Annotated in this window: 19 protein-coding genes; 11 read left to right on the top strand and 8 right to left on the bottom strand. The window is 73.7% G+C overall.

The window, feature by feature from the left end; genetic code table 11:
• Positions 1-14 precede the first annotated feature (14 nt).
• From DEI83_RS04095 to DEI83_RS04080, 4 genes are all read left to right on the top strand, one after another.
• Positions 15-1,274, top strand: a complete 1,260-nt coding sequence (locus DEI83_RS04095; RefSeq protein ID WP_111080528.1) for a class I SAM-dependent RNA methyltransferase — start codon at positions 15-17, stop codon at positions 1,272-1,274.
• A gap of 128 nt (positions 1,275-1,402) precedes the next feature.
• Positions 1,403-2,128, top strand: coding sequence for a response regulator (locus DEI83_RS04090; protein ID WP_375334645.1), 726 nt, complete (start codon positions 1,403-1,405; stop codon positions 2,126-2,128).
• A gap of 24 nt (positions 2,129-2,152) precedes the next feature.
• The gene (locus DEI83_RS04085) at positions 2,153-3,499 is read left to right on the top strand and encodes a sensor histidine kinase (RefSeq protein WP_111080527.1); all 1,347 of its coding nucleotides are present in this window, start codon (positions 2,153-2,155) and stop codon (positions 3,497-3,499) included.
• The gene (locus DEI83_RS04080) at positions 3,496-4,578 is read left to right on the top strand and encodes a hypothetical protein (protein WP_181431064.1); all 1,083 of its coding nucleotides are present in this window, start codon (positions 3,496-3,498) and stop codon (positions 4,576-4,578) included. The genes DEI83_RS04085 and DEI83_RS04080 overlap by 4 nt, the downstream gene beginning before the upstream one ends.
• Positions 4,579-5,025: 447 nt before the next feature.
• Here the strand turns inward: DEI83_RS04080 and DEI83_RS04075 are convergent, their stop codons facing one another.
• Both DEI83_RS04075 and DEI83_RS04070 read right to left on the bottom strand, forming a co-directional pair.
• Complete coding sequence (locus DEI83_RS04075; RefSeq protein ID WP_111080526.1) at positions 5,026-5,277, bottom strand: acyl-CoA carboxylase subunit epsilon; 252 nt, start codon at positions 5,275-5,277, stop codon at positions 5,026-5,028.
• Positions 5,274-6,869 carry an acyl-CoA carboxylase subunit beta gene (locus tag DEI83_RS04070; protein ID WP_111080525.1) on the bottom strand — a complete coding sequence of 532 codons (1,596 nt, stop codon included), beginning with the start codon at positions 6,867-6,869 and terminating at the stop codon, positions 5,274-5,276. The genes DEI83_RS04075 and DEI83_RS04070 overlap by 4 nt, the downstream gene beginning before the upstream one ends.
• Positions 6,870-6,943: 74 nt before the next feature.
• Here DEI83_RS04070 and DEI83_RS04065 point away from each other — a divergent pair, with 74 nt between their 5' ends.
• The 6 genes from DEI83_RS04065 (at position 6,944) to purE (ending at position 13,232) form a co-directional block, all read left to right on the top strand.
• Positions 6,944-7,789, top strand: coding sequence for a biotin--[acetyl-CoA-carboxylase] ligase (locus tag DEI83_RS04065; RefSeq protein ID WP_111080524.1), 846 nt, complete (start codon positions 6,944-6,946; stop codon positions 7,787-7,789).
• Positions 7,790-7,793: 4 nt separating this feature from the next.
• The gene (locus DEI83_RS04060) at positions 7,794-8,327 is read left to right on the top strand and encodes a PH domain-containing protein (RefSeq protein ID WP_111080523.1); all 534 of its coding nucleotides are present in this window, start codon (positions 7,794-7,796) and stop codon (positions 8,325-8,327) included.
• Positions 8,328-8,405: 78 nt separating this feature from the next.
• Positions 8,406-9,713 (top strand): UDP-glucose/GDP-mannose dehydrogenase family protein, encoded by a 1,308-nt coding sequence (locus DEI83_RS04055; RefSeq protein WP_111080522.1) that lies wholly within the window; start codon positions 8,406-8,408, stop codon positions 9,711-9,713.
• A 3-nt stretch (positions 9,714-9,716) separates the two neighbouring features.
• A complete protein-coding gene (locus DEI83_RS04050; RefSeq protein ID WP_111080521.1) occupies positions 9,717-10,853 on the top strand; it encodes a 5-(carboxyamino)imidazole ribonucleotide synthase in 1,137 nt (378 codons plus the stop codon).
• A 163-nt stretch (positions 10,854-11,016) separates the two neighbouring features.
• Positions 11,017-12,684 (top strand): glycoside hydrolase family 6 protein, encoded by a 1,668-nt coding sequence (locus tag DEI83_RS04045; protein ID WP_181431063.1) that lies wholly within the window; start codon positions 11,017-11,019, stop codon positions 12,682-12,684.
• A 38-nt stretch (positions 12,685-12,722) separates the two neighbouring features.
• Entirely contained in the window at positions 12,723-13,232 is a 510-nt protein-coding gene (gene purE / locus DEI83_RS04040; protein ID WP_258371054.1) for a 5-(carboxyamino)imidazole ribonucleotide mutase, read from the top strand.
• 36 nt (positions 13,233-13,268) lie between these two features.
• On the opposite strand, the gene DEI83_RS04035 is transcribed toward purE, so the two are convergent.
• The 3 genes from DEI83_RS04035 to DEI83_RS04025 form a co-directional block, all read right to left on the bottom strand.
• Positions 13,269-13,976, bottom strand: coding sequence for a hypothetical protein (locus tag DEI83_RS04035; RefSeq protein WP_111080518.1), 708 nt, complete (start codon positions 13,974-13,976; stop codon positions 13,269-13,271).
• Between the two features lie 100 nt (positions 13,977-14,076).
• Positions 14,077-15,219 carry a glycosyltransferase family 1 protein gene (locus DEI83_RS04030; RefSeq protein WP_111080517.1) on the bottom strand — a complete coding sequence of 381 codons (1,143 nt, stop codon included), beginning with the start codon at positions 15,217-15,219 and terminating at the stop codon, positions 14,077-14,079.
• A gap of 55 nt (positions 15,220-15,274) precedes the next feature.
• Entirely contained in the window at positions 15,275-16,222 is a 948-nt protein-coding gene (locus DEI83_RS04025) for a YbhN family protein (protein WP_181431062.1), read from the bottom strand.
• Between the two features lie 146 nt (positions 16,223-16,368).
• Between DEI83_RS04025 and DEI83_RS04020 the strand changes: the two genes are divergently transcribed.
• Positions 16,369-17,547 carry a glycosyltransferase gene (locus DEI83_RS04020; protein WP_111080515.1) on the top strand — a complete coding sequence of 393 codons (1,179 nt, stop codon included), beginning with the start codon at positions 16,369-16,371 and terminating at the stop codon, positions 17,545-17,547.
• On the opposite strand, the gene DEI83_RS04015 is transcribed toward DEI83_RS04020, so the two are convergent.
• From DEI83_RS04015 to rfbD, 3 genes are read right to left on the bottom strand one after another with little or no spacing between them, the layout of a single operon-like run.
• Entirely contained in the window at positions 17,514-19,073 is a 1,560-nt protein-coding gene (locus tag DEI83_RS04015; RefSeq protein ID WP_111080514.1) for a hypothetical protein, read from the bottom strand. The genes DEI83_RS04020 and DEI83_RS04015 overlap by 34 nt on opposite strands.
• A complete protein-coding gene (locus DEI83_RS04010; RefSeq protein ID WP_111080513.1) occupies positions 19,070-20,017 on the bottom strand; it encodes an NAD-dependent epimerase/dehydratase family protein in 948 nt (315 codons plus the stop codon). The genes DEI83_RS04015 and DEI83_RS04010 overlap by 4 nt, the downstream gene beginning before the upstream one ends.
• Positions 20,014-20,865 carry a dTDP-4-dehydrorhamnose reductase gene (rfbD, locus tag DEI83_RS04005; protein WP_111080512.1) on the bottom strand — a complete coding sequence of 284 codons (852 nt, stop codon included), beginning with the start codon at positions 20,863-20,865 and terminating at the stop codon, positions 20,014-20,016. The genes DEI83_RS04010 and rfbD overlap by 4 nt, the downstream gene beginning before the upstream one ends.
• Positions 20,866-20,875 lie beyond the last annotated feature (10 nt).

Below are 20,875 nucleotides of genomic sequence, written 5' to 3'. Positions count from 1 at the left end.
GGGAACATCGAACCATGGGTGAATCCGTCGGCACACTGCTCGAACTCGACGTCACCGGGATCGCCCACGGCGGCATCTCGGTGGCACGGCACGAGGGGCGCGTGGTGTTCGTCTCGGACGCGGTCCCGGGGGAGCGGGTCGTCGCCCGGGTGACGGAGGACCGGAAGAAGTCGTTCTGGCGCGCCGACACCGTGCAGGTCCTCGACCCGAGCGAGCACCGGGTCGACCACGTCTGGCCCGAGGCGGCCCTCGAGCGCGACCCCGCGGTGCGCCCGGGCGGCGCGGAGTTCGGGCACATCGCCCTCGCCCACCAGCGCACCTTGAAGCGGGACGTCCTGGTCGACTCGTTCTCCCGGTTCGGCCGTGTCGACCTCGACGAGATGCTCGGCGCACCGGTGCTCGTCGAGTCGGCTCCCGGCGACGACGAGGTGAACGGCCTCGGCTGGCGTACCCGCCTGCGGCTCCACGTCGACGCCGACGGCACCCCCGGCCCCTTCGCCGCCCGCTCGCACACCGTCGTCCCCGTGACCTCGCTGCCGCTGGCCACGGCGGCCGTCCAGGAGTCCGCCCCGATCGCCCGCGGCTCGATGCCCGGCGCGGAGGTCGTCGACGTCCTGAGCCCGAGCGGCTCCGAGGGTGCCCGCCTCGTCATCGACGCGCAGCGTCCCACCGTGGTGCACGAGATCGTCGGCGAGCGGACCTTCGCCGTTGACGACGACGGGTTCTGGCAGGTGCACCGGCAGGCCCCCGCCGTGCTCACCGCCGCCGTGCAGGACCTGCTCGACCGTGAGCGGCTCGACCCGGAGGGGCAGCACCTCGACCTGTACGGCGGGGTCGGCCTCCTCGCCGCCGCCCTCGCCGACGTGGCCGGTCCCCGCGCCCGCGTCACGAGCGTCGAGAGCGCCGCCCGGGCGACGGAGCACGCGCAGGAGAACCTGTCCGAGTGGATCGGCGCCCGCGCCGAGACCGGTCGCGTCGACCGATGGCTCGCCCGGACCGTGGACACCGCCTCCCGTCCGGAACGGGAGCGCTTCCGCGCCGGCACCGTCGTCCTCGACCCGCCCCGCGCCGGTGCCGGCCGTGACGTCGTCGTCTCCGTCGCGGCGCTGCAGCCGGCCCAGGTCGTCTACGTGGCGTGCGACCCGGTCGCGCTGGCCCGCGACGTCGCCACCTTCGCGGACCTCGGCTACCGCCTGGAGGCCCTCCGCGCGTTCGACCTCTTCCCGCACACCCACCACCTGGAGGCCGTGGCGCGTCTGGTGCCGGTCGCCTGACGCGGTCGACGCCGACCGGGTCCGGCACTTCCGTTGCGGGGTACGAAGCTGAGGCTGACCTGGGTATCCTTGGTTGCTGACGGCAACCGGGATCAGGGCCCGGCGCGTCGTCGGAACGAGAGGCAACCGTGGGAGACACCACCAGCACAACGACCGGCACGACAGGGACTGCCGGTCTCGAGACCCGGCCGGTCCGGGTCGCCATCGTCGACGACCACGAGTCGGTCCGACTGGGGATCCAGGCCGCGTGTCAGAACGAGGGGTTCGAGGTGGTCCTCACCGCCGCGAGCGTCCCGGAGTACATCGCGCAGCTCGGTGGGCGTGAGGTCGACGTCGTCGTCCTCGACCTGTCGCTCGGCGACGGTTCGACGGTGACCGAGAACGTCAAGGGCGTGCAGGGGACCGGCTCGGCCGTCCTCGTGCACAGCATCGCCGACCGGGTGGCGAACGTCCGCGAGGCGCTGGCGGCAGGGGCCGCCGGTGTCATCCCGAAGTCCTCCGCCACCAAGACCGTGATGGCCGCCGTCGCGACCGTGGCCCGCGGTGACGTCCTCAACAACCTCGAGTGGGCGAGTGCGATCGACGCCGACCGGGACTTCGCGAAGGCGCAGCTCGGCCGCCGCGAGCGCGAGATCCTGCACCTGTACGCATCGGGTCTGCCGCTCAAGCTGGCGGCCCAGCAGCTCGGGATCGGGTACTCCACGGCCCGCGAGTACCTCGACCGCATCCGCGTGAAGTACGTGGAGGTCGGTCGTCCCGCGCCCACCAAGGTCGACCTCCTGCGCCGCGCGGTGGAGGACGGGATCCTGCCCGGGCTCGACTCCGGCATCGACCCCGACGGCGATGGTCGCTGACGACGTCCGCGGTCGGCGGTCCTCGTGACCACCGACGCCGCGGCGGACGCCGGGCCGGGAGCGGCCCGGCGTCCGCCGCACCCGGGGTCCGGCGCAGCCGTCGGACAACGCGTGCGACCGGGGGACGACCCGGGAACGGGCACGTCGCCCTCGGGCATGACCGACCCGTCGCGGTCGGTGCGCGCGACGATCACGCAGGCCTCGCTGGACCGGGCGTTCACGATCCTCATGGCGATCGCCGCGATCGGCTTCGGCGCCGTGAACACCCCGTCGTTGTTCCGGCAGCTGCCGTCCCTCGACCCGTTCTGGGCGCCGGCGACGACCATCGTGGTCGGGCTCTCGCTCCTCGTCGTCGGTGCGTCGGCGTTCGCGCAGCGCTGGGCCCAGCCCGCGCAGATCGTCTGTGCGGTGCTGTTCCTCGTCGCGCTCGTCACCTTCCCCCTGACCGTCCGCGAGCCGCTCTCCGCCGCGGACATCCCGTGGCCGTGGTGGCTCTGCAACGTCGGCACCATCGCCGCGTCGCTCAGCTTCGCCACCTGGCGGGCAGCGGTCTACAACGCGCTCGTGCCGATCGTGTACATCCTGCTGCGGCTCTCGCCCGCCGGCGGGGCGGTCGGTCTGCAGCGGGCGTTGCTCGACGGCGTGTACACCGCCGTCCTCGGCATCGCGGCGCTCGTGCTCATCGTGGTGCTCCGCCGTGCGGCCGCAGCGGTGGACGTGGCACAGGCGACCGCGGTGCGGCGCTACTCGCGGGCGATCCGTGAGCACGCGACCGAGGTCGAGCGCGTCCAGGTCGACGCGATCGTGCACGACAGCGTGCTGACGACCCTGCTGTCCGCGGCGCGGGCGGACACCCTCGAGGCGAAGACCCTCGCGGCGCGGATGGCACGCAACGCGATCGACCACCTCGCGGCGGCGGCGGCGGACGGCCCCGGCGAGGACCCGGTCGTGCCGTTCCACGCGCTCCGTGAGCGCATCACCGCCTCGGTCTCAGCGCTCGCCGCCCCCGTCGAGGTGCGCACGGCGCCGACCGACGGCCCGGCCGTCCCGGCCTCCGCCGCCGACGCGCTCGCGTCCGCGGCACTGCAGGCCGCGGTGAACAGCGTCCAGCACGCGGGGAACGACGTGTCGCGGTGGGTGACGATCGACGCCGACGACGCGTCCGTCCGCGTGGAGGTCGCCGACGACGGCGCGGGGTTCGACCGGGACGCCGTGCCAGCGGAGCGACTGGGGGTCCGACGGTCGATCGTCGAGCGCATGGCCGCTGCGGCCGGCGCGGCCGAGGTGCTGACGGCACCGGGCTCCGGCACGCGGGTCGTGCTCCGGTGGCCGGCGCCCCGCACGGAGCCCGCGACGGGAGACGTCGCATGAGGGCCCCCGGCACCCGCGGGAGCGCGACCGGTCTCGCCGCGCTGTTCTCCCTCGTGCACCTGGTGCTCGCCGCGTCCACGCTGCCCGCGGCGCCGGCGGACGCCGCGCGCGTGGTGTCGTGCATGGTCCTCTACGCGGCGGCGACGGCGCTGGCGCTGTTCGTGCGCGGGCCCGCGCTGCCGGTCTGGGTGGCGTGCTTCGCACTCGCCACCGCGTTCGTGATGCCGATCGTCTGCGCGCCGGTCGTCGACCTCAGCGTCGCGCCGACCTACTCCACGTGGTGGATCGCGGCCGTCGGGACGCTCATGGTCGTGCTCGCCGTCCGGCAGCGCGGCCCGTTCGCCTGGGCCGGCGTGCTCTTCTGCACGGTGCACTCCGTCGCCTGGGCCGGGCTCGGGGCGCTCGGCGAGCTCGGCGCGCTCGGCAGCGTCATCTGGCTGTCGGTGGCGACCGGGTTCTCGATCGCGATGAACCACGCGAACCGGATCACCCGTGACTTCGTCCGCGCCGAGCAGGAGACCGTCGACTGGCAGGCGGCCCAGGACGCCCACGTGTCGGAGCGGCAGGTCCGCCTCGGGCAGACCACGCGGATGGCGCTGCCGATGCTGCAGCGCATCATCGACACCTGCGGAGACCTCGACACCGACGAGCGCGCGGAGAGCCTGCACCTCGAGCAGGCGATCCGCGACGAGATCCGTGGCCGGTCGCTGCTGTCGGACGACGTGCGGACCGAGGTGATGCGCCTGCGTCGTCGTGGCGCCGTGGTGCAGCTGCACGACGACGGGGGGCTGGACGACCTCGACGTCCGTGAGCAGCAGCGCGTGCACGGCGAACTCGCCGAAGCGCTCCGGCGCGCGTTCGAAGCCCAGGCGGACAGCGTCATCGTCCGCACCGTGCCGGACGGCGCCGACGCGGCCGTCACCGTGGTCGGGCTCCGTCTCGACGCCGCGGAGAGCGAATCGGCGGCCCTCGGCGCGGCCGACGACGACGAGGACGGCGACGAGGACGACTCGGTGGCGCTGTGGCTCGAGATCGCCCGGTCGGCGGAGTCGCCCGCACCGGCTGGCCCGCAGCGCTGACGCAGCGCACGCCGGGAAGCTGACGCAGCGCACGCCGGGAAGCTGACACAGCGCACGCCGGGAAACTGACACAGCGCACGCCGGAAACGGGAACGGGCCGGTCGGAGCTACCGACCGGCCCGTTCACGACCCGAGGCAGAGCGACAACCCGAATACCGCCCTGACTCGTCACGGTGGTGGCTTCGTACCCTAGTCGGCCACCGACCGCCGATGCACTTCAACGAAGAACACCGAACACAGACAATGATGCCCGCAGCACCGCGGGGTGTCAGTCATCATTTCGGGGGACAATCCCGCCGATCTGCGGCGATCTGCAGGCGGGACGCCCCCCCCGACCGCGGGGAGACGGAACGGTGCGTCGGTCCGGGCCGGGTGGTGCGTCCCAGCGGGCCTCGGCGACAGCCTGGACGACTGCTGTCAGCGGAAGATCCTCGGGGTACACGCTGGTCAGCGCAGCGACCGACTCCAGGTGCCCTGGTGCAGCGGTCGACGCATGCCCCGGGCGGAAGCGTCCCAGCCCGACCTCGGCGAGTCCTCCGCACGGGCCCGGCCGGCGGCCGCGGCCTCGTCGGCCTGCCGCTGCAGGACCGCGATGACGGCGGCGAGTTCCTCCGGCGTCGGGTCGCCCCCGACGACGCGGACGTCCGCGACCGACGTGGGTTCGTCGGCCGGGACGGCGGCAGCGTGACGCGGGCTCACAGCGGGATGTTCCCGTGCTTCTTCGGCGGCAGGCTCGCCCGCTTGCCGCGCAGGGCCCGGAGCGCCTTGATGACCGACACGCGGGTCGCGTGCGGCTGGATGATGCCGTCGAGCTCGCCGCGCTCCGCTGCGAGGTACGGGGACGCGACGTTGTACGTGTACTCGTTCGCGAGCTTGGTGCGGACCGCGGCGACGTCCTCGCCGGCCTCCTCCGCACGCTTGATCTCGCTGCGGTAGAGGATGTTGACCGCGCCCTGGCCGCCCATGACCGCGATCTCGGCGGTCGGCCACGCCAGGTTGATGTCGGCGCCGAGCTGCTTCGAGCCCATGACGATGTACGCGCCGCCGTACGCCTTGCGGGTGATGACGGTCACGAGCGGCACGGTGGCCTCGGCGTACGCGTACAGCAGCTTCGCGCCACGGCGGATGACGCCGGTCCACTCCTGGTCGGTGCCCGGCAGGTACCCGGGGACGTCGACGAGGGTCAGGATCGGGATGCCGAAGGCGTCGCAGAACCGGACGAAGCGTGCGGCCTTCTCACCGGCGTCGATGTTCAGCGTGCCGGCCATCGCCTGCGGCTGGTTCGCGATGATGCCGACGGTACGGCCCTCGACGCGGCCGAAGCCGATCATGATGTTCGGCGCGAAGAGCGGCTGCACCTCGAGGAACTCGCCGTCGTCCACGACGTGCTCGATGATCGTCGTGACGTCGTACGGCTGGTTCGTCGAGTCCGGGATCACGACGTCGAGCTCGCGATCGGCGTCGGTGGTCTCGAGCTCGGGCGCGACGTCGTAGCTCGGCGGGTCGGACAGGTTGTTGTCCGGCAGGAACCCGATCAGCGAGCGCGCGTAGTCCAGCGCGTCGGTCTCGTCCTCGGCGAGGTAGTGCGCGACGCCCGAGACCGCGTTGTGGGTGTGCGCGCCGCCGAGCTCCTCGAAGCCGACGTCCTCGCCGGTGACCGTCTTGATGACGTCCGGACCGGTGACGAACATGTGGCTGGTCTTGTCGACCATGATGACGAAGTCGGTGAGGGCGGGGGAGTACACCGCGCCACCGGCCGCCGGTCCCATCACGATCGAGATCTGCGGGATGACGCCGGAGGCAGCGGTGTTGAGGCGGAAGATCTCACCGTACTTGCCGAGGGCGACCACCCCCTCCTGGATCCGGGCGCCGCCGGAGTCGAGGATGCCGATGATCGGCACACCCGTCTTCAGCGCGTGCTCCATCACCTTGACGATCTTCTCGCCGGCGACCTCGCCGAGGGAGCCGCCGAAGACGGTGAAGTCCTGCGCGTACACCGCGACCTGTCGGCCGTGGATCGTGCCGTGTCCGGTGACGACCGCGTCGCCGTACGGGCGCTTCGACTCCATCCCGAACGCGTGGGTGCGGTGGCGGACGAACTCGTCGAGCTCCACGAAGGAGTTCTCGTCGAGGAGCTGCTCGATGCGCTCCCTGGCGGTCATCTTGCCCTTGGCGTGCTGCTTCGCGATCGCGGCCTCGCCCGCGGCGGTCACGGCCTCGTGGTACCGGTCGCGGAGGTCGGCGAGACGGCCGGCGGTCGTCGAGAGATCGGGGGTGTCTCCTGTGGTCACCCGCTCACCCTACCGGCGGTCCGGAGCGGGCCCGTTGGAGGACCCCCACGGTTCCGGCCCGTAGGTTTGCGTGCATGTCCACACCGGTCGCGCCCTCCTTCCCCCGTGCCCGTGCCGCCGTCGAGGCCACCGGCGCCACCTTCACGGCGACCGCGACCACCGGTTCGACCAACGCGGACCTCCTGGTCGCCGCCCCCGGGCTGCGTTCCGGCAGCGTCGTCGTCACGCTCGACCAGACCGCGGGGCGGGGGCGCCTGGACCGCACCTGGGAGGCCCCGGCGGGACGGACCCTGGCCGCCAGCGTCCTCGTCCGTGCCGACCTCGAGCCGCGTGAGCGCGGGTGGTTGCCCCTCGTCGCCGGCGCCGCGGTCCGGGACGCGGTCGTCAACGCGCTGTCCGGGCACGGTCACGGGCACGGTCACGGTCACGAGGACCATCGACCGACCGAACGGCGCGTCCTCGTGAAGTGGCCGAACGACGTCCTCGTCGACGGCCGCAAGGTCTCCGGCGTGCTCTGCCAGGTCGCGCGCGACGGCTCGGTCGTGGTCGGCGTCGGGGTGAACCTCACGATCCCCGCGGACGCGTTGCCCACCCCGACCGCGACCTCGCTGCTCGTCGCCGGTGCCACCGAGCCGGCCACGACGCTCGCCGACGCCGTCCTGACGGACCTCTGGACGGGCCTCCAGGAGGCGGTCGCCGGCCTGGCGACGCCGGGCGCGGCCGCCGAGTCGGTCCGCTCCCACGTGCGCGCGGTCTGCGGAACGGTCGGCCAGCGGGTGCGGCTCGAGCTGCCGGACGGGTCGATCGTCGAGGCCGACGCCACCGGTGTCGACGACGACGGTCGGATCACGATCCGGGACCGGAGCGGCGTCCCCAGGGGCGTCGCGGTGGGGGACGTCACCCACCTGCGCTATGCATGACGGCATGACCGACGAGCCACCGCCCGAGCTGGTCGTGGCACGGCTCCGGCCGCACGCCCGACGGCTCGTCCGCCCGGCGGTGTTCGTCGTGCTCGTCGCCGCCGCGGGCGGGTTCGGGTTCGGCGTGTTCCGTGCCGAACTGGCCTGGGTCAACGTCGTCGTCGCGGTGGCGGCCGTCGCGCTCGTCGTCCTCGGCGGGGTCGTCCCCCTCCTGCGCTGGCTGTCGCAGCGGTACGTCGTCACCACCCGGCGACTCGTCGTCGTGCACGGCCTCGGGACCCGGACCCGTCGCGAGCTCCTGCACTCGCGCGGGTACGACGTGACCGTCCGTCGCCGCGGTGCCCAGGGCCTGTTCCGGTCCGGTGACGTGCTCGTGTTCCCGGGGGACGACCCCGCCCTCGTGCTGAGCGACGTCCCGCACGCCGACCTGGTCGTCGCGGTGCTGCACGACCTGGTCGAGGCGCACGAGGCCCGTCGGCGGCACCGCGAACCGGACTGGGACGACATCGTGAGGGGCACTGCCCGGCACGACGGGTAGCCGCGTGCCGGCGACCACGACGAGGAGCCCGCGGTCCGCCGTCATGTGGATCGGGCCGGGAACCGGTAGCGTCGTCGCGTGCGTATCTCTGTCATCGGCTGCGGCTACCTCGGTGCCGTGCATGCCGCCTCCATGGCCAAGCTCGGACACGACGTCGTCGCCGTCGACGTCGACCCGACCAAGATCGAACGACTCGCTGCCGGCGAGGCACCGTTCTTCGAGCCGGGACTGCCCGAGATCCTCGACGAGGCGCTCGGCTCGGGCCGCATCCGGTTCACCACGGACATGGCCGAGGTCGCCGGCGCCCAGGTGCACTTCCTCGCCGTCGGGACCCCGCAGGGGCCGACCGGCGCCGCCGACCTCCGGTACGTCGACGCGGCGATGGCGTCGCTGACGCCGTACGTCTCGGCCGGCCAGTTCGTCGTCGGCAAGTCCACGGTGCCCGTCGGCACGGCCGCCCGCCTCGGCGCCGACCTGTCCGCCGCCGTGCCGGGCGCGACGCTGGTGTGGAACCCGGAGTTCCTCCGTGAGGGCTTCGCCGTGCAGGACACCATCTCGCCGGACCGCTTCGTGTACGGCGTCCCGGAGGGCGAGGACGGCCAGCGTGCCGTCGCGGCGCTCGACGAGGTCTACGAGACCGCGCTCGCCGAGGGCACCCCGCGCCTGGTCGTCGACCTCGCCACCGCGGAGCTCGTGAAGATCAGCGCGAACGCGTTCCTCGCCACGAAGATCTCCTTCATCAACGCGATGGCCGAGATCGCCGAGGTCGTCGGTGCGGACGTCACCGCGCTCGCCGACGCCATCGGGCACGACGCCCGCATCGGCCGGAAGTTCCTCAACGCCGGCCTCGGCTTCGGGGGCGGCTGCCTGCCGAAGGACATCCGCGCGTTCCAGGCCCGGGCCGACGAGCTCGGGGTCGGCGAGTCGCTGGCGTTCCTGGCCGACGTCGACGCGACGAACCTCCGCCGTCGCGCGCACGTCGTCGAGCTGGCCCAGGAGATGCTCGGTGGTGCCGTCGCGGGCAAGCGGGTCGCCGTCCTCGGTCTCGCGTTCAAGCCCAACTCCGACGACGTCCGGGACTCGCCGGCACTCGACATCGCCGCACGGCTGCTCGGCCTGGGCGCGACGGTCGCCGCGTACGACCCGGAGGCCGTGGTCACCGCTCGACGCGTGCACCCGGAGCTCGACTACGCCGAGACCGCGACCGACGCCCTGACCGGCGCCGACCTGGTGCTCGTGCTCACCGAGTGGAACGAGTTCCGGGAGCTCGACCCCGCCGCGGTCGCGTCGCTCGTGGCGTCGCCGGTCGTCATCGACGGCCGGAACTGCCTGGACCGCGAGGCCTGGCGCGCCGCCGGCTTCACCTACCGTGGCATGGGTCGCTGACCGATGGTGCTGCGTGTCGGGGTCATCGGTGGCGGACAACTGGCCCGGATGATGGTGCCCGCGGCCGTGGAACTCGGCCTCGACATCCGTGTCCTCGCCGAGGGGCCCGGCATGTCCGCGGCGATCGCGGCGACGGCCGAGGGTGACTACCACGACGCCGAGACCGTCCTGGCGTTCGCGCGGGACGTCGACGTCGTGACGTTCGACCACGAGCACGTGCCGCAGGACGTCCTCGCCGTGCTGCGCGACGCGGGTGTGGCGGTGCACCCCGGCCCGGGACCCCTCGCGGTCGCGCAGGACAAGATCACGATGCGCCGCCGCCTCACCGAGCTGGGCCTCCCGGTCCCGGACTGGGCCGCGGTGCACGACGCCGAGGAGCTGCGCGCGTTCCTCGCCGAGCACGGCGGTCGTGTGGTCGTGAAGACGCCCCGTGGCGGCTACGACGGCAAGGGCGTCCGCGTCGTCACCGACCCGGCCGACGTCGAGGACTGGTTCATCGCGGCGGCGGAGGTCGGCGGCGAGCAGGCGCTCCTGGCGGAGGAACTCGTCCCCTTCACCCGCGAACTGGCGCAGTCGGTCGCCCGGCGGCCGTCGGGGGAGATCGTGGCCTGGCCGCTCGTCGAGACGACGCAGCGCGCCGGGGTCTGCGCCGAGGTGATCGCCCCCGCGCCGTCCAGCGCCGGACGCGTCGCCGACGTGGCCGAGGCGATCGCGGTGCGCGTCGCCGAGGAACTCGGTGTCACCGGGGTCCTCGCCGTCGAGCTCTTCCAGACCGACGACGAGCGCATCCTCGTCAACGAACTGGCGATGCGACCGCACAACACGGGCCACTGGTCGATCGACGGCGCCACCACGAGTCAGTTCGAGCAGCACCTCCGTGCCGTGCTCGACCTGCCGCTCGGCGCGACGGGCGCGAAGGCGGCCGTCGCGGTCATGGTGAACGTGCTCGGGGGCCCGGCGGACGGCGACCTCGCGGCACGCTACCCCGCGGCGCTCGCTGCCTTCCCCGAGGCGAAGTACCACTTCTACGGCAAGTCCCCGCGCCCCGGTCGCAAGATCGGCCACGTCACCGTGACGGGTGACGACGTCGACGACGTCGTGTACCGGGCGCGAGCGGCGGCAGCGCACTTCGACGACTGAGCCGGCAGCCGGCCGGAGGGGCTGACCGGAGATCGGGAGACCCGGTGGCCCGACGGCGACGGGTGCCACCACGACGGGTGGCACCCGGACTGGCGGGTGGCCGTGGGGCAGGTCACGTGGTGGCATGGGAGGGTCGACAACACCGATCCCCAGGGGGCCCCACATGCGCACGACCTCGGCTCTCGCCGTCGGCCTCGCCGTCGCAGCCCTGACGAGCGGTCTCCTCGTCCCCGCCGCGTCGGCCGCCCCGACGCCCGACGTCCGGTCACGGACCGCGGCGCAGCTGTACGGCAACGGGCAGTACACCTCGCCGACGAGCGAGCCCGCGAAGGCCGCTGCAGCGCTCCGCACGAGCGACCCCGCCGGCGCCGCCGCGGCGTCGACCATCGCCCGGTACCCGGTGGCGACCTGGCTCGGGGAGTGGACCCAGGGCACCACGCTGACCAAGACCGTCACCGCGGCCACCGAGGGGGCGGCAGCGACCGGCACGACCGCGGTCTTCGTGACGTACGCGATCCCGGACCGGGACTGCGGCGGCTACTCGGCCGGCGGGTTCGACGAGGCGTCCTACGACGCCTGGATCGACCGGGTCGTGGCGCTCCTGGCGGGCAAGCGTGCCGCTGTCGTCGTCGAACCGGACTCGCTCGCCATGCTCAGCAACAGCGCGTGCACCGGGTCGCTCGACGAGCAGCGCTACCGCATCCTGTCGCGCGAGGTCGCTGCCTTCACGGCCGCCGGTGTGCCCGCGTACCTCGACGCCGGGAACTCGAACTGGGTGCCGCCGGCGACGATGGCGGACCGGCTCACGAAGGCAGGTGTGCAGCAGGCCCGCGGCTTCTCGACCAACGTCGCGAACTACTACCCGGTCGCCCAGGAGCAGGCCTACGCGCAGCGGGTGTCGGCACTGACCGGTGGTGCCCACTACGTGATCGACACGTCGCGGAGCGGCACCGGTTGGCGGGGCACCTGGTGCAACGCCCCGGGTGCGGGACTGGGCACGACGCCCCGGGTCGCGACCGACGGGACGGCCCTGGACGCGCTGCTCTGGGTGAAGACGCCCGGCGCGAGCGACGGGACCTGCAACGGCGGACCGAGGGCCGGGTCCTGGTACTCGGCCTACGCGCAGGCCCTGGTCGCCAACGCGGCGCTCGGCGCACCCACCGCGGCGAAGACGGCACCCCCCGCACCGTCCGCTCCGGCCGCCCCACGCGTCAGCCTGGACTCCGCGACGCCGGCCCCGGCGGGCGTCGCCGTCCGCGGCTGGGCCGTGGACGCCGACGAGCCGGCCACGTCCCTGAGCGTCGACGTCACGGTCGACGGCAGGACCACCCGGACGACGCGCGCCGACCGGGACCGACCCGACGTGGCCCGGGCGACGGGCGCGGGCGCCGCCCACGGCTTCGAGGTCGTGGTGCCGGCCGCCGGCGGGTCGCACCGGGTGTGCGCGGTCGCCCGCAACGTCGGACCGGGTGCCGACACGGCCTCGGGCTGCCGGACCGTGACGGTGCCGGTGAGCGCTCCGGTCGGTCGCGTCGACAGCGTGACCTCGAGCACGAGCCGGCGCCTCTCCGTGTCCGGATGGGCCTTCGACCGCGATGCCGTCGGTTCCCCGGTCACCGTGACCGTGCGGGTGGACGGGCGTGCGGTCGTCGGCGTCGCGGCGTCGGCAGCACGGCCCGACGTCGACCGAGCGTACGGAGCCGGCGCCGCCCACGGCTACGCGCGGACGTTGGCGGTCGCCTCCGGGAAGCACCGTGTCTGTGTCACCGCCACCGGCCTCGGCCGCGGCGGGGACGCCTCGCTCGGGTGCCGGAGCGTCACCGTGCGATGACCGCGTCCCCGCCGACGCCCGCCACTAGGCTCGTCAGGGTGACCGACAGCTCCGCACCAGCCCCCCTCGTCTCCGTCATCATGGGTTCCGACTCGGACTGGCCGACCATGCGCGCCGCGGCCGACGTCCTCGACGAGCTCGGCATCCCGTTCGAGGCCGACGTCGTGTCGGCGCACCGCACCCCGGACAAGATGATGCGCTTCGGCCGGACCGCCGCCGAGCGCGGCATCCGGGTCGTGATCGCCGGTGCCGGGGGAGCGGCGCACCTGCCCGGCATGGTCGCCTCGGTCACGACCCTGCCGGTGATCGGCGTCCCGGTGCAGCTCGCACGGCTGGACGGTCTCGACTCGCTCCTGTCGATCGTGCAGATGCCCGCTGGCATCCCCGTGGCGACGATGGCCATCAACGGCGCGGCCAACGCCGGACTCCTCGCGGCGCGCATCATCGGCACGTCGGAGCCCGCGGTCGCCGCACGGCTCGCGGAGTACGCCGCCGGGCTCGAACAGGCCGTCGAGCGGAAGGCGCAGGCGCTCCGCGACGCGCGCTGACCCGGCAGCCGCACCGGCCGCCGTCGAGCAGCCCGGTCAGGAGGCCCGGGTCGCGCCCGTCACGCCGTCCACCGTCACCGAACGGCTCGCCCCGCCCGACGTGACCGTCGCGTTCCACACCGGAGCGGACCCGCTGCCGCCCAGCTGCAACCCGGTGAGCGAACTGCCCGGCACCGCCGCGGTGGCCTTGGCCACGGCAGCGTCGGCGTCGACCCGGAGGGCCGCAGCCCGAGCAGCGGTCGCGCCCTTCGCCGCCGCGTCCGAGTCCTTCGGGAAGGGCCCGGAGGTGACACGGCCGAGCGTCGCGGACACGACCGACTGCGTCAGGGCGCCGTCCGGTCCGGCGACGACCACGGTCCACAGGTCGCCCCCGCCCGTGAGGGAGACGACGGTCCCTCCTCCGGCAGCTGCGACGCCCTGCTGCGTGACGGTGCCGAAGTCGACGGTGTCCGGGGCGGTGACGCCGCTGCCGTTGCCGGTGCCCTGACCGGAGCCGTCGTCGGTGTCGTCGTCGGAGCCCGGTGCCGGCGCGTCGTCAGCCGGCGCCGACGGGGCGTCCGACACGGACGGGGCCGGTGCCTGCGACGGTGTGCGCGTCGGCGTGGGGCTGGCGGTCCTGGTCGCCGAGGCGCTCTTCGTGGGGGCCGGGGTGTCGCCGCCGGAGCAGGCGGTCAGGAGCAGGGCCCCGGTGATGCCGACGGTGATCGCGGCGGTCAGGACCGTGGACGGGTGACGACGAGTCATGGGCTGATCCTGGCAGCCGGGCACGGGCCTCCCGGGCAGGGACACGGCGAGACCCACGATCGATGCCGAGCCGTGACGCAGCCCACGAGCGCTCGGCGCGTCAGAGGTCGGCGTGCAGTTGCCAGGTCTCGAGGGCCGAGTCGCGCCAGTCGAACATCCTGGCGCGGTCCGGTCCCGCGACCGCCAGTTGCCCCGCGAGGTGCGCGTCGTTGACGACCTGGTACATCGCCTGCGCGAGGCGCTCCGGGTAGCTCTGCCGCGGGTTCCGCGCGACACTCACGCCGGCGTCGGACGCGACTTCACGCACGGCCTCGTCGTCCGAGTGGATGACCGGGACGCCGAAGCTCATCGCCTCGACGACGGGGAGGCCGAAGCCCTCGGCGAGGCTCGGGAACACGAAGACGGTGGCGCGGTCGTACGCGACGGCGAGGTCGGCGTCGTCAACCCGCCCGAGCACCTTGACCCGGTCCGGGCTGAGCCCCGCCCGCTCGGCGGTGCCGTGCACGTCCACGTCGCCCCACCCGTCCGGGCCGGCGATGACCAGGGGGACGTCGTCGGGGGCCTCGGGGTGCGCCATCGCCTCGATGAGGGCGCTCAGGCCCTTGCGGGGCTCAAGGGTCCCGACGGCCAGCACGTACCGGTCGGGGAGTCCCAGCCGTTCCGCACGCAGGTCGGCGTCCACCGGGACCCGCAGACGGCCGCTCGGGGCACCGCCGATGACCCGCAGCCGGTCGTCGAACCGGTGGATCTCGTTGAGCTGCGCGGCGACAGCGTGGGTCGGGACGACGACGGCGTCGGCGTACCGGTACGCCCGCTTCACCATCGCCTTGTGGAAGTGCACCCCGCGCGGCGTCAGGGTCTCGGGGTGCGTCCAGGGCACCGTGTCGTGGACGGTGACGACCGTCTGTCGGCCCGGCTCCTGGACCCGGTCGTGCTTCACCAGCGGCGCGAGGACGCTCGGCGCGTGCACCATGCCGTGCGAGGCGCCACGAGCCAGACCGCCCTGCCACGCGAGCGCGAGTTCCCGACGGGGCAGCGCGAGTCGGTCGAGCCCGGAGAGCCCGGGCAGGAGCGTCCGGAGGTGCTGCAGGTCGGCAGCGGGAGCGGCGGAGACGACCGCCTCGACGTCGCAGCCGTCCGGCGCGGTGGCGACGAGCTGCCGGGTCAGTTCCTCCGCGTAGCGACCGATGCCGCCGGGCACCGGCGCGATCACCTGGTCCACGATCACGCGGAGTGTGGTCATCTGGCAGGGCTCCTCGGTGGTGCGGCCGGGTCACCCCGGGGATCGACAGTCGAGGCTACCAGTGGCGCTGGGGAGAAGCCGCAGTGTCGGCGACCGCCCCCTGGGTGCGAGCGGCGACGCGGCGATGGCGCACCGCGAGGGCCGACCCGAGGCCGGCGAGCACGACGTCGCCGATCGTCATGAACACCCGGCTGACGACCGCGAGTGCGAGTGCTGCCCCACCGGCAGGTGGGGCGACGCTGGCCAGGAGGAGCACCAGGACGCCCTCGCGCGGGCCGAGACCGGCGGGGGCGATCACGACCAGGAACCCGACGAGCCAGGCCACGGCGTACGCCCCGGTCGAGACGGCGAACACCGACGGGGAGTCGGCACCGAAGGCGTGCAGCACGAACGTCGCCTGGACGCCGTAGGCGACCCACATCACCACGGACCAGACCATGGACATCACCGTCCCGCCCCAGGTCAGCGTGGTCGACTCGCTGGGACGTCGGAGCACGCGGAACGCCAGGGCGATGAGGCGGCTGAGGACGGGCGGCGTCAGGGCGACGAGTCCGATGACGACGACGACGCCGAGCCACCAGTACTGCACCAGGCCGTCGGGGGCTGCGGACAGGAGGGCGACGATGCCCACGAGGGCGGCGGTCACCATGCTCACGAGCATCGATGCGAGGGACGCGACGGCGCTCCCCGCCCGTGCCAGACCGTGCGCTCGACCGAGCTCGGCCTGGGCGGCGATCGACCAGACCCCGCCGGGGATGTACTTGCCGAGCTGACCGACGAAGAAGATCGAGGACGCGGCCGCGGGACGGACCCGGGCACCGGTGGCCGCCATCATCGCGCGCCAGGAGAGCATGTTGGCCACCAACGCGACGAGCGTCGCGCCCAGACCGATGCCCACCGTCGCCACGTCCAGGCGGGCGAAGTCCGCGACGATGTCGTCCCACTGCCTCGCGATGCCCCACACCAGCAGGCCGATCGCGACGACGGCCGCGACCCACTTCACGACCGTCAGGACGCGCGCACGACGCCCTCGGCCCGGGGGTGTGCCGAGGGTGTCGGTGGGGGCGGCGGGCGGTTCCGGGGGAGCCGCCGCGGACCCCGTAGGCTGTCGTGCGTCCATCGACCGACAACTCTAAGCGAGCGCGCTGCATGAATCACGACTCCGTCGTCCGTCCGACCCTGCTCGTCGCCGCGTCGACGTTCCCGGCCGAGCCCGGTGACGGCACTCCCGGCTTCGTCCTCGACCTCGCGCTGGCGTTGTCGGACGAGTACCGGGTCGTCGTGGTCGCACCGCTCGTCCGGGGCGCCCGGAAGCACCAGCGGATCGGGGACGTCGAGGTCCGGCGGTACGGGTACTTCCCGGCACGGTGGCGCGACCTGGCGGACGGGGCGATCGTCGACAACCTCAAGGCGGACCGGTCCCGGTGGCTCCAGGTGCCGTTCTTCTTCGGGGCGATGGCGGCCGCGCTGCTGCGCGAGCAGCGGCGCTCGCGACCGGACGTCGCCCTCCTGCACTGGATCATCCCGCAGGGCGCGGTGGGTCGCCTCGTGCTCGGTCGCCTGCCGCGTGTCGTGACCACCCTCGGTGGCGACCTCTACGCACTGCGGCACCCGGTCCTCCAGGCCGTGAAGCGTGCCGTGGTCCGCAGCGCCGCATCGGTGACCTGCATGAGCACCGACATGGCCCGTGAAGTGGCGGCCCTCGGCGCGCGTCCGGACCAGGTGCACGTCGTCCCGATGGGCGTCGACACCGCTCCGATCGTGGCGGCGACCGCCCGCGAGACGACGGTCCCGGGCCGTGTGTTGTTCGTCGGCCGACTGGTCGAGAAGAAGGGCGCGGTCGTCCTGCTCGACGCGCTCGACCGCACCGCGGTGCAGCCGACGGAGGTCGTCGTCGTGGGCGACGGACCCCTGCGGCAGACGCTCGAAGCGCGCGCCGGGGCCGGCGTGTCCTTCGTCGGAGCGCGCGGCAAGGAGGCCCTCGCGGCGGAGTACGCGCGGGCCTCGATCGCCCTCTACCCCTCGGTCCCCGCCGCCAACGGTGACCGCGACGGCCTGCCGGTCGCGTTGCTCGAGGCCATGTCCGCCGGCTGCGCGATCATCGCCAGTGCCGTGCCCGGCATCGTCGACGTGGTCGAGGACGGCGTCAACGGCCTGCTGGTCGAGCCCGGCGACCCGGACGCACTCGCCGCTGCGATGGACCGCCTGCTCGGCGACACCGGACTCGCCGCACGACTCGGTCGTGCCGCCGCCGAGACGGCCGCGGCCTACACGGTGGAGGCCGTGGCCGACCGCTACCGGACGCTGCTGCGGGCCGCGCTGGCCTGATCGTCGTCCCGCGCGCCCGGCGCCTCGGGGGCAGCGGCCGGCTCGTCCCGGCCCGCGGCTCGTGCGTCGCGGAGGATCCCGGAGTCCAGGAAGGCCCCGAGCGCGCAGCCGAGCACACCGATCAACGAAACGGCGAAGGCCAGCCGGACGACCGTCGCGGCGTGCGGCACGATGCCGGTGACGTACAGGTCGACGAGTGACAGGTACGGCGGCATCGCGCCCGCGATCCAGAGCCCCACGAGCACGCCGGACAACGGTCGCCAGGCCGTCAGGCCGGCCGCCATGGCGACGACGATGACCGGCAGCGCCGTGAGCGCGTACCGGGTGTTGGCCGCACCGCCGCCCGAGACGTACTGGACCTGCGTCGCGAGCAGCAACGCCGTGACCACGACGTACATCGCGACGACCAGCGCCGTCGACAGGCGGTCGCGCCGGACGGCACGGACGGAGGCCCGGGCGACGGAGCGGGTCGCTCCGGCGTCGTGCGTCACCCGCCGACGACGGGACACCAGCACCCAGATGCCGGCGAGCACCGCGAGGACGAGCGGCAGGAGCAGCAGCCAGTACGTGGACCACGACAGCGGGTCGACGACCCCGCGGTAGATGCCGAAGGTGCCGCGCCAGAAGCTGGCGCTCTGGACCACGTCGGTGACGGAGGACTCGACCCGGCCCATGTGCTGCAGCCCCCAGTCCGCGTGCCGACCGCTGTAGTTGCCGGCGAGGCGCTTGTTGCGGAGGTAGAACCACCCGGACGCCGCACCGGCGGCCAGGACGGGCAGCGCGGCGGCGACGATGCGGGCCGGGACGCCGGCGAGACGACCGAGCCGCACGTGCGGGGCGAGCAGCACCGCGACGACGAGTGCGATGAGCCAGAGCGCGAAGGAGAGTCGCGTGGACATGCCCGCCGCGCCGACCAGGAGTGCGGCGACGAGCAGCTTCGGGCCGACCCCGGAACGGAGCGCGGCCCCGGCGATCGCGCAGGCGAGGACGACGAGGGGGTAGTAGAGCGCGTCGTTGTAGATCGACGACCCCTGCTGGACCACGATCCCCGCCATCGCCGTGACCACCGCGACCGCCCCGGGGAGCCGGCGGGCACCGGGGAAGGTCCGCCACGCGCCCCATGCCGCCGCGGGGACGGCGCAGGCGATCAACACCGCACTGGCGAGACGGCCGGCCATGACCGCGACCAGCGCGTGCCCCGAGTCGAAGAGCGGCCCCACGACCGGCGCCAGGAGGACGTAGTACAGCGGCGGGTGCTGGGAGACCCACTGCACCGGCACGCCGGCGCCGAAGGGGGCGCGGTAGGTCAGCCCGTCCTCGAACACCGGCAGGTGCCCGTGCCACACCGTGATGATGTAGTCGAAGTGCGCCGGCTCGTCACCGCCGTTGAGCGGCGGGTACGTGAACGCGCGCGCCACCGACGCGGCGAGGAGGAACACCACCGCGCTCCACACGGTGATCCCCGCCCACGGATGTGCGGCGACCCACGCGGCGACCCGGGCGGTACGTGGTGCTGGAGCGGTCATGCTCGGTGCCCTCCTCGGGCGGTGCGGACGGACTCGACGGTGCGCTGGACGCCCTCGTCGAAGGGCATCAGGTCACGGTCGTCGATGTCGGTCAGGACGGTCGACCGGAAGCGGAGGTCGAGGCCGTGCCGGTCGGCGGAGTCGTGGTGACCGGCGCGGACGTCGAGCTCCTCGTCGAAGGCCGCGCTGACGGCCGCCACCACGTCCGCGATCGAGTGCCCCCGCTGCGAGGCGAAGATCTTCGTCACGACCGTGCCGGGCGGCCGGTCGGCCACGAGCTGCAGGGCGTCGGCGACCATCGCTCCGGCGTCGTCGATGTAGAGGTAGTCCCGGGTCGTCGTGAACGGGACGTAGATGGACGACGGTCGTCCCTCCACGTGCGCGGCGGCGAGCTGGGAGACGAGCCCCTGCGGCTTGTCGAGGTTGGCGCCCGGCCCGTACAGGTTCGCGATCCTGCCGATCACCAGCCGCGCGCCCACCGTCGTCGCCCACGCTGCGAAGCGCTGCTCCGCTTCGAGCCGCGTGCGACCGTACGGGGCGAGGGGACGGGGCCCGGTCGACTCGTCGAACGGCACGCCCTCGGAGCCGGCGTAGACGGCGCCGGCGGACGAGGCGAGGAAGGCGGTCCCCGCGGTGCCGGTCGCGCCGGCGGGCGGGGCGGTCGCGGCGGGGTCGAGCACCCGGTCGAGGAGCAGGCGTTCCGCGGCGAAGGCCTCGTCCCCGGTCGAGACGATGCCGGTACCGGCACACCACACGAGGCGCCAGGGAGTGCTGCCGGCGCGGAGGCCGGCGACCGCGCGCACGAGGACGTCGGCCGCGGCCTCGGTGTCGCCCCAGGGGACCTGCGGCACGACGACGCGGTCCCCGGCACGCTCGAGCGCGGCGACGACGGACCTGCCGAGGAACCCGCCGCCCCCGACGACGAGTGCTGTGGCGCCGTTCACGCGGAGAGTGCTCCGGCTGCGACGGCAGCGTGCAGCGCCTCACGCCAATCGCGCATGGGAGCCAGCCCGGCGCGCGACCATGCGTCGTGGCCGAGGACGCTGTACGCCGGTCGCGGCGCCGGGCGGACGAACGCCGCGCTGTCGGTGGGCAGCACGCGATCGGGGTCCAGCCCGTTCTCGGCGAAGATCGCCTTCGTGAAGTCGAACCAGGACCCCTGTCCCGAGTTCGTGCCGTGGTAGATGCCTGCCGGGGCGTCGGCGTCGACGAGCTCGACGATCCGTGCCGCGAGGTCGGCGGTCCAGGTGGGTTGACCGACCTGGTCGGTGACCACCGAGACCGTCTCGTGCGAAGCGGCGAGCCGGAGCATCGTCGCGGCGAAGTTCGGCCCGTGCTCGCCGTAGATCCACGCGGTGCGCACGACGTACGACGAGTCCGGCGCGATCCGGCGGACGAACGCCTCACCGGCCGCCTTGGTCCGCCCGTAGGCGTTCAGCGGGTCGGTGGGCGCGTCCTCCGGGTACGGGGCGGTGCCGTTGCCGTCGAACACGTAGTCCGTCGAGATCGTGACGAGTTTCGCGCCGTGTCGGACCGCTGCCTCGGCGAGGAGCTTCGGCCCGGTGGCGTTCACCGCGGCCGCCTCGTCCTCGTGGGTCTCCGCGTCGTCCACCTTCGTGTAGGCCGCGGAGTTAATCACGACGTCGTGGCCGGCGACGGCGGCGTCGACCGCCTCCGGGTCGGTGATGTCGAGGTCGGCCCGGCCGAGGGCGGTCACGTCACGGCCCTGCAGCGCGATCTGCAGGTCGCGACCGAGCATGCCGGCAGCGCCGGTGATGAGGGTGCGGGTCATCGTCGTCGCC

Source organism: Curtobacterium sp. MCBD17_021 (assembly GCF_003234525.1).
Taxonomy (GTDB): Bacteria; Actinomycetota; Actinomycetes; order Actinomycetales; family Microbacteriaceae; genus Curtobacterium.
Note: the sequence above shows the minus strand (reverse complement) of the source record. Positions and strands in the feature narration are given on the sequence as shown.

What these genes read in the sequence shown, in the direction of transcription:
- DEI83_RS04095 (WP_111080528.1), top strand. Translation starts at nt 15, where the DNA reads ATGGGTGAATCCGTCGGCACACTGCTCGAACTCGACGTCACCGGGATC.
- DEI83_RS04080 (WP_181431064.1), top strand. Translation starts at nt 3,496, where the DNA reads ATGAGGGCCCCCGGCACCCGCGGGAGCGCGACCGGTCTCGCCGCGCTG.
- DEI83_RS04065 (WP_111080524.1), top strand. Translation starts at nt 6,944, where the DNA reads ATGTCCACACCGGTCGCGCCCTCCTTCCCCCGTGCCCGTGCCGCCGTC.
- DEI83_RS04060 (WP_111080523.1), top strand. Translation starts at nt 7,794, where the DNA reads ATGACCGACGAGCCACCGCCCGAGCTGGTCGTGGCACGGCTCCGGCCG.
- DEI83_RS04050 (WP_111080521.1), top strand. Translation starts at nt 9,717, where the DNA reads ATGGTGCTGCGTGTCGGGGTCATCGGTGGCGGACAACTGGCCCGGATG.
- DEI83_RS04045 (WP_181431063.1), top strand. Translation starts at nt 11,017, where the DNA reads ATGCGCACGACCTCGGCTCTCGCCGTCGGCCTCGCCGTCGCAGCCCTG.
- DEI83_RS04035 (WP_111080518.1), bottom strand. Translation starts at nt 13,976, where the DNA reads ATGACTCGTCGTCACCCGTCCACGGTCCTGACCGCCGCGATCACCGTC.
- DEI83_RS04030 (WP_111080517.1), bottom strand. Translation starts at nt 15,219, where the DNA reads ATGACCACACTCCGCGTGATCGTGGACCAGGTGATCGCGCCGGTGCCC.
- DEI83_RS04020 (WP_111080515.1), top strand. Translation starts at nt 16,369, where the DNA reads ATGAATCACGACTCCGTCGTCCGTCCGACCCTGCTCGTCGCCGCGTCG.
- DEI83_RS04015 (WP_111080514.1), bottom strand. Translation starts at nt 19,073, where the DNA reads ATGACCGCTCCAGCACCACGTACCGCCCGGGTCGCCGCGTGGGTCGCC.
- rfbD (WP_111080512.1), bottom strand. Translation starts at nt 20,865, where the DNA reads ATGACCCGCACCCTCATCACCGGCGCTGCCGGCATGCTCGGTCGCGAC.